Raw genomic sequence first — 13185 nt, forward strand, 5'->3', positions numbered from 1 at the left:
AGGGTCAGCCGCTGTGAGCACCGTGACTGTGGTCGGCATCGGCGCGGACGGCTGGGGAGGCCTTCCGCGCAACAGCCAGGACATCGTGACCGCGGCCGAGGTCGTCGTCGGCGGACAGCGCCACCTCGACCTGGTCCCGGAGGTCCCTCGCCAGGTACGCCGCACCTGGCCCTCTCCCCTGCGCGACGGGCTGGCCGCACTGCTGGCGCAGTACGACGGGCGCAACTTGGTCGCGCTGGCGTCCGGCGACCCGCTGCTGTCCGGTGTCGGTACGACCCTGGTCGAGCTGCTGGGCGCCGAGCGGGTCGACATCGTCCCCGCGGTCTCGTCGGTGGCCCTGGCGCACGCCCGGATGGGCTGGTCGTACGAGAGCACCACCATCGTGTCGCTCGTCGGCCGCCCGGTCGACCGGCTCGCGCGCCATCTCGCGCCGGGCCGACGGCTCATCGTGCTGTCCGCGGACGAGACGACGCCGGCGGCGGTCGCGGCCCTCCTGGACGAGCACGGCATGGGCGAGGCGGAGGTGGTCGCCTGGTCCCGACTCGGTGCACCGGACGAGTGGCGCGAGCGCGGGAGCGCTGCGGGCTGGTCGGCGGAGGTGGCCACCCTCAACCTGCTGTGCATCACCTGCCCCGCCGACGCACCGTCGTACGGCCTGACGCCCGGCCTGCCCGACGAGGCGTTCGAGCACGACGGCCAGCTCACCAAGCGCGACGTCCGGGCCACCGCGCTCGCCCGGCTGGAGCCGCGCCCCGGGCAGCTGCTGTGGGACGTCGGAGCCGGGGCCGGGTCGATCGCCATCGAGTGGATGCGCGCGCACCCGACCTGCGAGGCGGTCGCCGTCGAAGCGAGTCCTGAACGCGCGCAACGCATCTCGCGCAACGCCACCCGTCTCGGCCAGCCGCAGCTGCGGGTCGTCACGGGTGCGGCACCGGACGCCCTCACCGACCTACCGACCCCGGACGCGATCTTCATCGGCGGGGGCGCCGGGCGCGACGGCGTGCTCGACGCGTGCCTGGCCGCGCTCGAGCCCGGCGGCCGGCTGGTCGCCCACGCGGTGACGATCGAGACCGAGACCCTGCTCGTCGCGGCGCAGCGCGAGCACGGCGGCCAGCTCACCCGCATCTGGATCGAGAGCGCCGAGCCGCTGGGCAGCATGAGCGGCTGGCGACCGTCGCGCGCCGTCATCCAGTGGAGCCTGCAGCGATGACCGTCCACTTCGTCGGCGCCGGACCGGGCGCCGCTGACCTGCTCACCGTGCGCGCCGTCCGGCTGCTGGAGTCGGCCGGGACCGTGCTCTACCCCGGCACGTACCTCGACGAGGAGGTGCTGTCGTACGCGCGGGACGCCGAGCTCGTCGACACCCAGGACCTCGACCTGGACCAGATCACCAAGCACCTGGTCGCGGCGCACGAGCGCGGCGAGGACGTCGTCCGGCTGTGCTCGGGCGACCCGTCGGTGTACTCCGCGCTGACCGAGCAGAAGGCGCGGCTCGACGTGGCGGGCGTGCCGTGGGACGTCGTGCCGGGTGTCCCCGCGTACGCCGCGGCCGCCGCGCTGCTGCGGGCCGAGCTGACCGTTCCGGAGGTCGCGCAGTCGGTCGTCCTCACCCGGACCCAGCAGCGCTCGACGGTGATGCCGGAGGCCGAGGAGCTGGAGCGGTTCGCCGCGACCGGCTCGACGCTGGTGCTGCACCTGTCGGTGCGCCGGACCACGGAGCTGGCCGAGCGGCTCACCCCGTACTACGGCGCGGCGTGCCCGGTGGCGGTGGTGTACCGCGCGTCGCAGCCGGGCCAGCAGGTGCTGATCGGCGCGCTGGCGACCATCGGTGAGCAGGTCGAGCGGGCCGGCCTCACGCAGGCCGCCCTGATCCTGGTCGGCCCGGCACTCGCCGCGCGGACGTCCCGAGGCTCCTTCCTCTACGACCCCGCCCGCGAGCGCCGGACGCGCTGAGATCGCTCAGCGCTGCAGGAAGTCCAGCAGCGCGCTGTGGAACGCGCCCTGGTGGGAGACGTTGATCCCGTGCGGACCACCCTCGACCAGGACGAGCTCGCTGCCGGGCAGCGACTCGTGGGTACGCCGGCCGCTGCCCTTGAACGGCACGGTCGCGTCGGCGTCGCCGTGGATGACCAGGGCCGGGACGGTCACCGCGGCGAGGTCGTCGCGGAAGTCGGTGGTGCCGAACGCGGTCATCGCCTGCAGCGCTGCGACCTTGCTCGCCTGCCGGCACAGCTCGATCGCTTCCTGCCGCTGGTCCTCGCTGACCACCAGCTCGCCGTGGGCGGAGAAGAAGTCCGTGATGAACCCGTCGTAGAACGTGTCGCTGCTCGTGGTGAGGGACGCCGCCATCTTCGCGGCCTCGGCCTTGGTCAGCGGGCCGTCCGGGTTGTCGCCGCCCTTCATGAGGTACGGCGTCACGGCCGAGGCGAGCACCACGGAGTGCACCCGCTCGGCGCCGTGCCGGGCGAGGTAGCGGACGACCTCGCCGCCGCCCATGGAGAAGCCCACGAGCGTCACGTCCCGCAGGTCCAGCTCGGTCATCAGGTTCGCGAGGTCGTCGGCGAGGTCGTCGTAGCCGTACCCGGTGGCGGGCTTGTCCGACTGACCGAAACCGCGCCGGTCGTAGGCGATCACCCGGTAGCCGCCGTCCCGCAGCACGGGGATGTTGTCCTTCCACGCCTCACCGCTCAGCGGCCAGCCGTGGATCAGGACGACCGGACGCCCGGAGCCACCGGTGTCCTGGTAGTGCAGCGTCACTGAGCCGGTCGTGGTCGTCGTCATCTGCGCGTCCTCTCGTGTGCCCCTGGACTCGGCTACCCAGGAGGTGCCGCCTCAAACGCGCCGCTCACCGTCCACGAACCGAGGCGTCCACACCTGACCCGCCGCGGTCACGCGGGTGCTCGAGGCTCCGACGATCACGAGGCACTTCATGTCGATCGACGCAGGGTCGAGCTCGCCGATGGTGGTGACGCAGAGCGACTCCTCGGCCCGTCCCACGTCACGTCCGATGACGACGACAGTGCCGGCGTCCTTGTGCTGCAGCAGGATTCGCTGGGCCCGGGCCATCTGGTCGGGTCGGGCGTTCGACCGCGGGTTGTAGATCGCGAGCACCAGGTCGGCGGCGGCGATGGCCGCCAGCCGCTCCTCGACGACGGACCAGGGCTTGAGCCGGTCGGACAGGCTGACGACCGCGAAGTCGGCGCCGATCGGCGCACCCGCCCGCGCGGCCACCGCCTGCACCGCCGACACGCCGGGAAGGACCCGGACCGGCACGACGTCGTACGCAGGATCGGTCGCCTGGGCCTCGAACACGGCCGCGGCCATACCGAAGACACCCGCGTCCCCGCCCGAGACGACGGCGACTCGCTCGCCACGACGCGCGAGGTCGAGCGCGAGGCGAGCCCGGTCGACCTCGACAGTGTTGCCGCTCGCGTGCCGCTGGAGGCCGGACCGCTGTGGGACCCGGTTGACGTACGGCGCGTACCCCACGACGTGCTCGACCTCCGCGAGCGCCGCGGCGACCTCCGGCGTCAACCAGCGGTCCGGGCCCGGGCCGAGCCCGACGACGAGCACCTCGGCAACCTGCTTCGGCTGCAGAGGTTCTCCAGACACCTCGCCGTGACGGGTGCGGGTCGGTGAGGTGTCGCCGTCGACCAGGACGATCGAGAAGTACGGCACGGTGGCCGGGTCGACGTCCGCCACCGGCAGGCGACGCTCGCGTCCGGTGGAGGCTCGCTCGACGTACACGGCGTCGTCCAGCCGTCCGGCGGACTCCAGCGCGCGGCGTACGGCGGGGAACGTCCGGCCGAGCTTCATGATCACCGCGCCGTCGGTGTCGGCGAGGCGTCGCGCCAGCTCGGGCTCCGGCAGCGTGCCGGGGAGCACCGTGAGCACGTCGGTCTGCCGGACGAGCGGCAGCGCAGCCGACGCGGTCGCACCGGCCATCGAGGTCACGCCGGGCACGATCTCGACCGGGCGGTGAGGGGCGATGCGGTCGAGCATGTACATGAACGAGCCGTAGAACAGCGGGTCACCCTCGGACAGCAGCACCACGTCCCGGCCGGCGTCGAGGTGAGCGATCAGACGTGCGGCGGACTCGGTGTAGAAGTCTTCCATCGCGCCCGCGTAACCGCCCGGGTGCTCGGTGGCGCCGGTCGTGACCGGGTAGACCAGCTCCTCCTCCGTCGCGTGTCCGAGCAGGTCGGCGACGACGGCCCGCGCGTTGGACGACCCAGGACGACCCGCGTGGTAGGCGACCACGTCGGCGGCGCCGATCAGCCGAGCGGCTTTGAGGGTCAACAGCTCCGGGTCGCCCGGCCCGACGCCGACCCCGTACAGCGTGCCTCGGCTCATCGGACGCTCGCCCCGATCTCGTCGTCCTGGGCGAGTGCGTTGAGCGCGGCGACCGCCATGGCCGAACCGCCGCGCCGGCCGTGCACGACCAGGTGCGGGATCCGCGGGGCGTACGCCGCGAGCGCCTCCTTGGACTCGGCCGCGCCGATGAACCCGACGGGTACGCCGACCACGGCGGCCGGACGCGGCGCGCCGTCGGCCAGCAGCTCCAGCAGGTGGAAGAGCGCGGTCGGGGCGTTGCCGATCGCGACCACCGCCCCTTCCAGGCGCTCGGTCCACAGCGACACCGCTGCGGCCGATCGCGTCGTCCCGAAGTCCCTCGCCAGCAACGGGACTCGCTCGTCGCGCAGGAGGCAGACCACGTCGTTGTCGCGCGGCAGGCGGGGGCGCGTGACGCCCGCGGCGATCATCTGCGCGTCCGTCAGGATCGGCGCGCCGGCGCGCAGGGCGGCGCGCGCGGCGCCGACGAAGTCCTCGGTGACGTGCAGGTCGGTCGCCAGGTCCGGCTGCCCGCAGGCGTGGATCATCCGGACGGCGACCTTCTCCGCGTCACCCGGCAGGTGCGCGGTGTCGGCCTCCCGCCGGATCGTCGCGAACGAGGCGCGGTAGATCGCCGCGCCGTCCGTCTCGTACTCGTAGCGTCGGGTGGGCGGCTTCACGCGAGGTCCTCCGGGCGGTGCTTCAGGTTCGTGGCGATCAGGCCTCGCCAGGGCGTGACGACGAGCTCCGTTGCCAGAGAGATGATCTCGCGTACCCCGGCGCTGGGTACGACGCCGTCCGGCCAGGTGCGGTGGTAAGCCCAACGGCCGTCGTCCTGGGCCAGGGAGCCCGGCAGCGGAGGCGCTGCCTGCGGCAGAGGGACGGGCGTGGTCGCCCCGAGCTCGTCACGGCCGTGGGCGAGCTCGTGGACGTGCCAGGCCGCGCTTCGCCCCTCGCCACGTACGGCGAGGAACCGGTGCGCCAGAGCGATCAGCGCCGGCACCACGTCCGCCAGCACGACGTCCCGGTGGGCTCGTCCGTCGATCAGCACGAGCGCTCGGTCCGGGCCGGTCGCGACGGCGCCGAGGTCGTGCGACGCGCCGACGACGTCGCCGCGCCCGTCGTCCAGCAAGAACAGGAACTTCCCGGGCAGGGCCGCGAGCGCGTCGTCGGCGAGCAGGGCGGTGTCCAGGTCGGCGAGCACCCCGCGCAGGTCGGCCACTCCCCCTGCCAGCCCGGTCAGCGGCGTACACACGATGTTGCGCACCAGGTCGTGCGCCGGGCTCGGCAGCAGCCCCGCCCCGGCGATGCGGTCGGCCGCGGCGGCGTCGTCCCGAACGCCGCGGATCTGCACGTTGGCCCGCGACGTGAGGTGCAGGTGCCCGTCACCGAGGTCGTCGGCGACGTCGGCCAGCGCCGTGAGCGCCGGCGCTGCGACCCGTCCACCCGGCAGCCGGACCCGCAGCACGCCACCGTCGTCCGCCGGCCAGGGCCGGGTGATCCCGGGGCAGCGGTCGGGTCGGGTGCGCGTCACGGCGCACATGCTCGCACGGGACCGTCCAGTACCCTGAGCCCGCACGTCCTCGCGTGACCCAGGAACCCGGTGAGAGTCCGGGGCGGTTCCGCCACTGTGACGCCGACGCCACCCGCGCCGGCCAGCCAGACACTGACCGTGAGGACCTCCGACCACTACGGGGCGCGAACCCCGCGAAGGAGTTCCCGGCGATGACCCGCATCCTGCTGCTGTCCACCTCGGACACCGACCTGCTGTCCGCTCGCTCCAGCGGTGCCTCGTACGACCTGGGCAACCCCAGCCGTACGCCGCCGGAGGGCCTCCCCGACCGGCTCGCCGGCGTCGACCTCGTCGTCGTACGGATCCTCGGCACGGCCCGCACCTGGCAGGAGGGGCTGGACGCGATCACCGCCTCGGGCACCCCCACCGTCGTCCTCGGCGGTGAGCAGACGCCCGACGCCGAGCTGATGTCGCTGTCCACCGTCCCGGTCGGCATCGCCGCTCAGGCGCACGCCTACCTCGCCCAGGGCGGCCCGGCGAACCTAGCCCAGCTGCACGCCTTCTTGTCCGACACCGTCCTGCTCACCGGCGAGGGGTTCGAGCCGCCGGCCGTCACGCCCGAGTGGGGTCGGCTGGACCGGCCCGCCGTGGAGGGCGACCGGGTGCGGATCGGCGTCCTCTTCTACCGCGCCCACGAGACCAGCGGGAACACCGCGTTCGTCCACACGCTCGCCGATGCGATCGACGCGACCGGCGAGGCGGTCGGGCTGCCGATCTTCTCCTCCTCGCTGCGCACCGCGCCGGCCGATCTGATCCAGGAGTTCGGCACGCTGGACGCGTTGATCGTGACCGTCCTCGCCGCCGGCGGATCGCGGCCGGCGGCCGTCAGCGCCGGCGAGGACGACGAGGCCTGGGACGTCGCCGCGATGGCCGCGCTCGACATCCCGGTGCTGCAGGGCCTCTGCCTCACCTGGTCCCGCGAGGACTGGGCGGACTCCGACGACGGCGTCTCGCCGCTGGACTCGGCGACGCAGGTGGCCATCCCCGAGTTCGACGGGCGCATCATCACGGTGCCGTTCTCGTTCAAGGAGATCGACGAGGACGGCCTGCCCTCCTACGTCGCCGACGACGAGCGCTGCGCCCGGCTCGCGGGCATCGCGGTCGGGCACGCCCGGCTGCGCCGGCTCCCCGCGAAGGACCGCAAGATCGCGCTGATGCTGTCGGCGTACCCGACGAAGCACAGCCGGATCGGCAACGCCGTCGGTCTCGACACCCCGGTCTCGGCGATCCGGCTGCTGCGCGCGATGCGGGATGCCGGGTACGACCTCGGCACCGACAACACCATCACTCGCCTTCTCGACACCCCCGCCGGTCGAGCCGGGCGGAGCGCTAGCGGAGTCCGTGTCGAGACCCCCGCAGCCGCGGACGCCGAGTCTCCCCGTACGGCAACGGGTTTCGACTCGGACTCGCCTAGCGGCTCGTCCGGCTCAACCAGCGATGGTGGGGACACTGCGGCGGGGAACGCGCTGATCCATGCGTTGATCGACGCGGGCGGGCAGGACGAGGAATGGCTGACCCACGCCCAGCTGACCGACGGCACGGTCCGCATCGCCGCCGACGACTACCGCCGCTGGACCGCGCACCTGCCGGACGAGCTCACCGACGCGATGCGCGAGACCTGGGGCGAGGCGCCGGGCGAGCTGTTCGTCAACGACGCCGGCGAGATCGTCCTGGCGACGTTGCAGGCCGGGAACGTGATCGTGATGATCCAGCCGCCGCGCGGCTTCGGTGAGAACCCGGTCGCGATCTACCACGACCCGGACATGCCGCCGTCGCATCACTACCTCGCGGCGTACCGCTGGCTGGAGCACGGCTTCGGCGCGCACGCGGTCGTCCACCTCGGCAAGCACGGCTCGATGGAGTGGCTGCCCGGCAAGAACGCCGCCCTCTCCGCGGCGTGCGCGACCGACGCGGCGATCGGCTCCATGCCGCTCATCTACCCGTTCCTGGTCAACGACCCGGGCGAGGGGGCGCAGGCCAAGCGCCGGGCGCACGCCACGATCGTCGACCACCTCATCCCGCCGATGGCGCGGGCGGAGTCGTACGGCGACATCGCCCGGCTGGAACAGCTGCTGGACGAGTACGCCAACATCGCGGCGATGGACCCGGCCAAGCTGCCCGCGATCCGCGCGCAGATCTGGACCCTCATGCAGGCCGCGCGGATGGACCACGACCTTGGGCTGACCGACCGGCCGGAGGACGAGCAGTTCGACGACTTCCTGCTGCACGTCGACGGCTGGCTGTGCGAGGTCAAGGACGCTCAGATCCGCGACGGCCTGCACGTCCTCGGCGCCGCGCCCACCGGCGAGGCACGGGTCAACCTCGTGCTGTCGATCCTGCGCGCCTCCCAGGTGTGGTCCGGTCAGGCCGGCGCGTTGCCCGGTCTGCGAACGGCGCTGGGACTCAAGGAAGGTGGAGCCGACACGCGCTCCGTCGACGCCGTCGAGCAGCACGCCCGATCCCTCGTCCAGGCCATGGAGGACGCCGACTGGTCGCCGGCCGCGGTGGAGGGCGTCGTGGCCGAGCACGCCCCGACCGCCGAGCCGGACGTACGCCGCGTGCTCACCTTCGCGGCGACCGAGGTCGTGCCACGGCTCGCGCGCACCACCGACGAGCTCGACCACGTGCTCCACGCCCTCGACGGCGGCTACGTCCCGGCGGGCCCGTCCGGCTCGCCACTGCGCGGGCTGGTCAACGTCCTGCCGACCGGGCGCAACTTCTACACCGTCGACCCGAAGGCCGTCCCGAGCCGGCTCGCCTTCGAGACCGGGCAGCACCTCGCGTCCTCCCTGCTGGAGCGCTACCTCGCCGACACCGGCGAGTACCCGCGCTCCGTCGGCCTGTCCGTCTGGGGCACGTCGGCGATGCGTACCTCCGGCGACGACGTGGCCGAGGTGCTCGCCCTGCTCGGCGTCCGGCCGGTCTGGGACGAGGCCTCCCGCCGCGTCACCGACCTGCAGGTCGTCCCGCTGGACGAGCTCGACCGGCCGCGCATCGACGTCACCGTCCGCATCTCCGGGTTCTTCCGGGACGCCTTCCCGCACGTCGTCGGGATCCTGGACGACGCCGTCCGCCTCGTGGCCGCCCTCGACGAGCCGGCCGAGCAGAACTTCGTCCGGGCGCACGCGCAGGCCGACCTCGCCGAGCACGGTGACGAACGCCGTTCCACCACCAGGATCTTCGGCTCCAAGCCCGGGGCGTACGGCGCCGGCATCCTGCCGCTGATCGAGTCCGGCTCGTGGCGGGACGACGCCGACCTGGCCGAGGTCTACACGACCTGGGGCGGGTACGCGTACGGCCGGGACCTGGACGGCGCCCCGGCGCAGGACGACATGCGCTCGGCGTACCGGCGGATCGCGGTGGCGGCCAAGAACACCGACACCCGCGAGCACGACATCGCCGACTCCGACGACTACTTCCAGTACCACGGCGGCATGGTCGCGACCGTCCGCGCGCTGACCGGGCAGGACCCGGCGGCGTACATCGGCGACTCGACCTCTCCCGACGTCGTCCGGACCCGCTCGCTGGACCAGGAGACGTCGCGGGTCTTCCGCTCGCGCGTGGTCAACCCGCGCTGGATCTCTGCGATGCAGCGGCACGGGTACAAGGGCGCGTTCGAGCTCGCCGCGACCGTCGACTACCTGTTCGGGTACGACGCGACCACCGGCGTGGTCACCGACCACATGTACGAGACGCTCGCGCAGACGTACGCCCTGGACGAGCAGAACCAGCAGTTCATGCGCCAGGCGAACCCGTGGGCGCTGCGCGGCATCATCGAGCGGCTGCACGAGGCGCACGACCGGCAGCTGTGGGAACAGCCGGAGCCGGGCACGCTGGAGGCTCTCCAGCAGGTGTACCTCGACCTGGAGGGCGACCTCGAAGACCGCGAGCAGCGGTGACCCCGCCCGTCCGGGTCAGCGTGATCGGCATCGGCTGCGGCAGCCCGGATCATCTGACGCTGCAGGCGGTTCGCGCGCTCGGATCGCTCGACGTCGTCGTCCTGACCGACAAGCGGCGGGGTGACGACCCGCTGGTCCACGTCCGTGAGCGGATGCTGGCCGAGCACGTCGCCGGCGTTCAGACCGTCGTCGTCCACGACCCGCCCCGCGAGCGGCGCGCCGAGCACGTCGGCGACCAGCGCTCCTACGAGCGGGCGGTCGAGGACTGGCACGACGCACGTGCCAGCGCGTACGCGGACGCCCTCGCGCCGTACCGCGGCCGGCAGGTCGGGTTCCTGGTGTGGGGCGACCCGGCGTTCTACGACTCGACGCTGCGGATCCTCGGCCGGGTGGCGGCCGCCGGTCTGCCCCTGGACATCGAGGTCGTTCCCGGCGTCAGCGCCGTCCAGCTGCTGGCAGCCCGGCACCGGTTGGTGCTGAACGACATCGGGGCGCCGATCACCGTCACGACCGGGCGCCGGCTGGCCGAGGAGGCCGACCGCGGCACCGACAACATCGTCGTCATGCTCAACCGGTCCCTCGACGCGGTCGAGCTCGGCGACGACTGGCACATCTGGTGGGGAGCCAACCTCGGCACGGCGCACGAGTCGCTGCTGTCCGGCGACCTGCGCACGACAGCGCCGCAGATCGACGGCGAGCGCAACCGGGTCCGCGCGGCGGCGGGCTGGGTGATGGACGTCTACCTGCTCCGCCGCCGCGCCTGACGATCACGCCGCGGGCAGCACCACCCGTACCGGCAGCGCGGACGGTGCGGTCGTCCCCGTACCGAGCTGACCGGCCGCGTTGTCACCCCAGCACCAGACCTCATCCGGTCGGGCCGCGCAGGTGTGCGTCGCGCCGACCGCGACACTCACGGCGGTGGACGGCAGTGCGGTCAGGACGCCGACCAACGAGGCGTCGGTCGATCCGTTGCCGAGCTGACCGAGGTCGTTGCGGCCGGAGCAGGACAACGCGTCGCTGTTCCCGCCCGCACAGGCGTGCCCGGTCCCGACCGCGAGGGTCGGGTAGAGGTGAGTGCCACCCAGCTTCGCGCGCGTCCCGACGAGGTGGTCGGCGGTCGTGCCGTCCGCCAGCTGGCCGCTGTCGTTCTGCCCGGTGCAGTCCACCAAGGACGCGTCGGCGACGCAGGTGCTGTCGCCTCCCGCGGCCAGGACGTAGGTCGCCCGCGCCACGCTGCCGACCATCTTCCGCGGCGTGCTCGAGCCCGTCGTCGTCCGGTCGCCCAGCTGGCCCTTGTCGTTGGCGCCCCAGCACCACACGGACCCGTCCATCACCACGGCGCAGGAGTGGGCAGCACCGACCGCGACCTGGTTGGCGCTCGACGGCAGGCCGGTCACGCGCGACGGCTTGGACGACCCGGTCCCGTTGGTGCCCGTCTGCCCCTGGTCGCCGGCCCCCCAGCAGCTCACCGCACCGTCCTCCAGGGCGGCGCAGGCGTGCGAGGGACCCACGGCGATGTGGACGGCCTTCGCACCGAGTCCGTCGACGGTCGCCGGCGTCGTCGTGTCCGGGCCGGGGACCTGGCCCCAGCAGGACACCTCGCCGGTGGACAGCAGCGCGCAGCTCTGCTGACCGCCGGCGGCGACCTGCACCACGCCGCTCGAGAGACCCTGCGGCTGCACCGGCGCGGTGGCCGAGGTGGTGGAGCCGTCGCCCAGCTGCCCCTGGGTGTTGTCGCCCCAGCACCACACCGAGCCTCCACGGGCGCGCGCACAGCTGTGCTGGTCACCCGCGGCGACGTCCCAGTCGGCCGCCCCGAAGTCCTGGACCGTGAGCTCGTAGGAGCGGGTGGCCCGCTGGCCGGACCCGTCCGTCAGCAGCACCGTGAACGTCCAGGTGCCCTGGCGCAGCGGCGTGCCGATGAGCACGCCGCTGCCGGTGAGGGACATGCCCGGCGGCAGGACCCCGGCGTCGACCGAGAAGTGCTCGGGGTCGGTGCCGCCGGTCCGGGGCACCGACCAGCCGGCGTACCGGCTCTTGAGCCACCCGGACGTCACGGGACGGTCCAGCAGCACGAGTGGACGGACGACGTCCGGCAGGTAGCCCACCACGTCGACCAGCAGGTCCGTCTGCGCCGAGCTGTAGATGCTCAGCCGGCCCTGGGTGTCGAGCGTCGCGGTCAGGGAGTTCGCGAAGGTCTTGCTCGCCGGGAAGTTCAGCACCGACGTCGGCGCTCCCGAGGCGTTCGTCGCGGCGGCCGAGACGTAACCCGAGGTCGCCGGGTTCACCGCGGCGAGGGTCAGCTCGACCGCGGCCACGCCGGTGGTCGGCACGCCGCCACGTCCGGCGACCTGCAGGGTCACGCTTCCGCGGGCGGGTACCCGGGCGCGCGGAGCGCCCAGACCGGTGCGGGTGTCCATCAGCCGGGAGGGGTTGAGCGCCACGTACGCCGGGCTGCTCTGCGGTACCCAGCCGATGACGTCGACCAGCAGGTGGGTCGAGGCCGAGCTGTAGACGCTGAACGAGCCGTCCGACCCGACCTTCAGCACCGCCATGGCCGCTCGCGTCGCGCCCGCGTAGTTGAGCGTCGAGGAGGAGGGCCGCGTCTGGCCGGTCGGATAGGCCGTCAGCCAGCCCGAGCTCGTCGACACCGCGGTGAGGTTGACGATGACCGCGGCCACGCCGCTGGCGGGAACGCCGCCCTTGCCCGCGACCGGGACCTGCCGCGTCTCACCGGCGCTCACTGCTGCGCTCGGACGGGTGTCGAGCACGCGCGCGGAGTCGAGCGGCTCGACGAGCGCGTCCTTCTCGACGTAGCCGACGACGTCGATCAGCAGGTCCGCGGCCGTCGACGCGGTCACGTCCACGGCGCCCGCACTTCCCGGGCGAACGATGACCTGGTTCGGCACGGCCTGGCCGGCCGGGAAGTTCACCGCCGAGCCCGACGCACTCGATGCCCCGCTGGGCACCAGCGACAGCCAGCCGCTCTGCGCGGCGCTGAGGACGGTGACGTTGAGAACCACCGCCTTCGCGTCGGCCGGCACCCAGGAGTCGAGTCCGACGGGAACCGCGACGCTCACGCCGGCCACCAGCCTGGACGCGCCGCGCCCGACGCGGGTGTCGACCGTGCGCTGCGGCGAGACGAGCGGCGCGTAGCCGTACCCGATCGGCGTCGACGCGGTCGCGACGGCGCTTCCCGGTGCGGCGGAGGCGAGCGACGTGGTGACGAGTGACCCGGCGACCAGCGCCAGGATGGTGCCGAGAATCGCTATGTACCACCGTGATTCGCGACGACGGCGCGCGCCGGCGACCATGGGTTCTCCCCCTGCTGACATTGAAATGGCGGCGAACATTAACACGGTCAGAGCCGGTCGGGGGCGT

9 protein-coding genes and 1 riboswitch are annotated in these 13185 nt (G+C 73.2%); of the genes, 4 read left to right on the plus strand and 5 right to left on the minus strand.

Annotation, left to right across the window (positions count from 1 at the left end; translation table 11 throughout):
- The first annotated feature begins 13 nt into the window (after positions 1–13).
- Positions 14–1210, plus strand: a complete 1197-nt coding sequence (gene cbiE / locus P4R38_RS09270; protein WP_275237704.1) for a precorrin-6y C5,15-methyltransferase (decarboxylating) subunit CbiE — start codon at positions 14–16, stop codon at positions 1208–1210.
- On the plus strand, positions 1207–1953 hold the full coding sequence (locus tag P4R38_RS09275; RefSeq protein ID WP_275237703.1) for a cobalt-precorrin-4/precorrin-4 C(11)-methyltransferase: 747 nt from the start codon (positions 1207–1209) through the stop codon (positions 1951–1953). The genes cbiE and P4R38_RS09275 overlap by 4 nt, the downstream gene beginning before the upstream one ends.
- 6 nt (positions 1954–1959) lie before the next feature.
- Here P4R38_RS09275 and P4R38_RS09280 read toward each other — a convergent pair whose 3' ends face one another.
- The 4 genes from P4R38_RS09280 to P4R38_RS09295 are packed head-to-tail and all read right to left on the minus strand — an operon-like array spanning position 1960 to position 5866.
- Positions 1960–2781 carry an alpha/beta fold hydrolase gene (locus P4R38_RS09280; protein WP_275237702.1) on the minus strand — a complete coding sequence of 274 codons (822 nt, stop codon included), beginning with the start codon at positions 2779–2781 and terminating at the stop codon, positions 1960–1962.
- A 51-nt stretch (positions 2782–2832) separates the two neighbouring features.
- Positions 2833–4353: a precorrin-2 C(20)-methyltransferase gene (locus tag P4R38_RS09285; protein ID WP_275237701.1), complete on the minus strand. Its 1521-nt coding sequence runs from the start codon at positions 4351–4353 to the stop codon at positions 2833–2835.
- On the minus strand, positions 4350–5012 hold the full coding sequence (locus P4R38_RS09290) for a precorrin-8X methylmutase (RefSeq protein WP_275237700.1): 663 nt from the start codon (positions 5010–5012) through the stop codon (positions 4350–4352). The genes P4R38_RS09285 and P4R38_RS09290 overlap by 4 nt, the downstream gene beginning before the upstream one ends.
- Positions 5009–5866: a precorrin-3B synthase gene (locus P4R38_RS09295; RefSeq protein WP_275237699.1), complete on the minus strand. Its 858-nt coding sequence runs from the start codon at positions 5864–5866 to the stop codon at positions 5009–5011. Before P4R38_RS09295 ends, P4R38_RS09290 begins: the two co-directional genes overlap by 4 nt.
- 59 nt (positions 5867–5925) lie before the next feature.
- A riboswitch (cobalamin riboswitch) is annotated at positions 5926–6001 on the plus strand.
- Positions 6002–6057: 56 nt separating this feature from the next.
- Between P4R38_RS09295 and cobN the strand changes: the two genes are divergently transcribed.
- Both cobN and cobF read left to right on the plus strand, forming a co-directional pair.
- Positions 6058–9804, plus strand: a complete 3747-nt coding sequence (gene cobN / locus P4R38_RS09300) for a cobaltochelatase subunit CobN (RefSeq protein ID WP_275237698.1) — start codon at positions 6058–6060, stop codon at positions 9802–9804.
- A complete protein-coding gene (gene cobF, locus P4R38_RS09305; protein WP_275237697.1) occupies positions 9801–10568 on the plus strand; it encodes a precorrin-6A synthase (deacetylating) in 768 nt (255 codons plus the stop codon). The genes cobN and cobF overlap by 4 nt, the downstream gene beginning before the upstream one ends.
- A 3-nt stretch (positions 10569–10571) precedes the next feature.
- On the opposite strand, the gene P4R38_RS09310 is transcribed toward cobF, so the two are convergent.
- Complete coding sequence (locus P4R38_RS09310) at positions 10572–13118, minus strand: putative Ig domain-containing protein (protein WP_275237696.1); 2547 nt, start codon at positions 13116–13118, stop codon at positions 10572–10574.
- Between the last annotated feature and the right edge of the window lie 67 nt (positions 13119–13185).

Source organism: Luteipulveratus flavus (assembly GCF_029439465.1).
GTDB lineage: Bacteria > Actinomycetota > Actinomycetes > Actinomycetales > Dermatophilaceae > Luteipulveratus > Luteipulveratus flavus.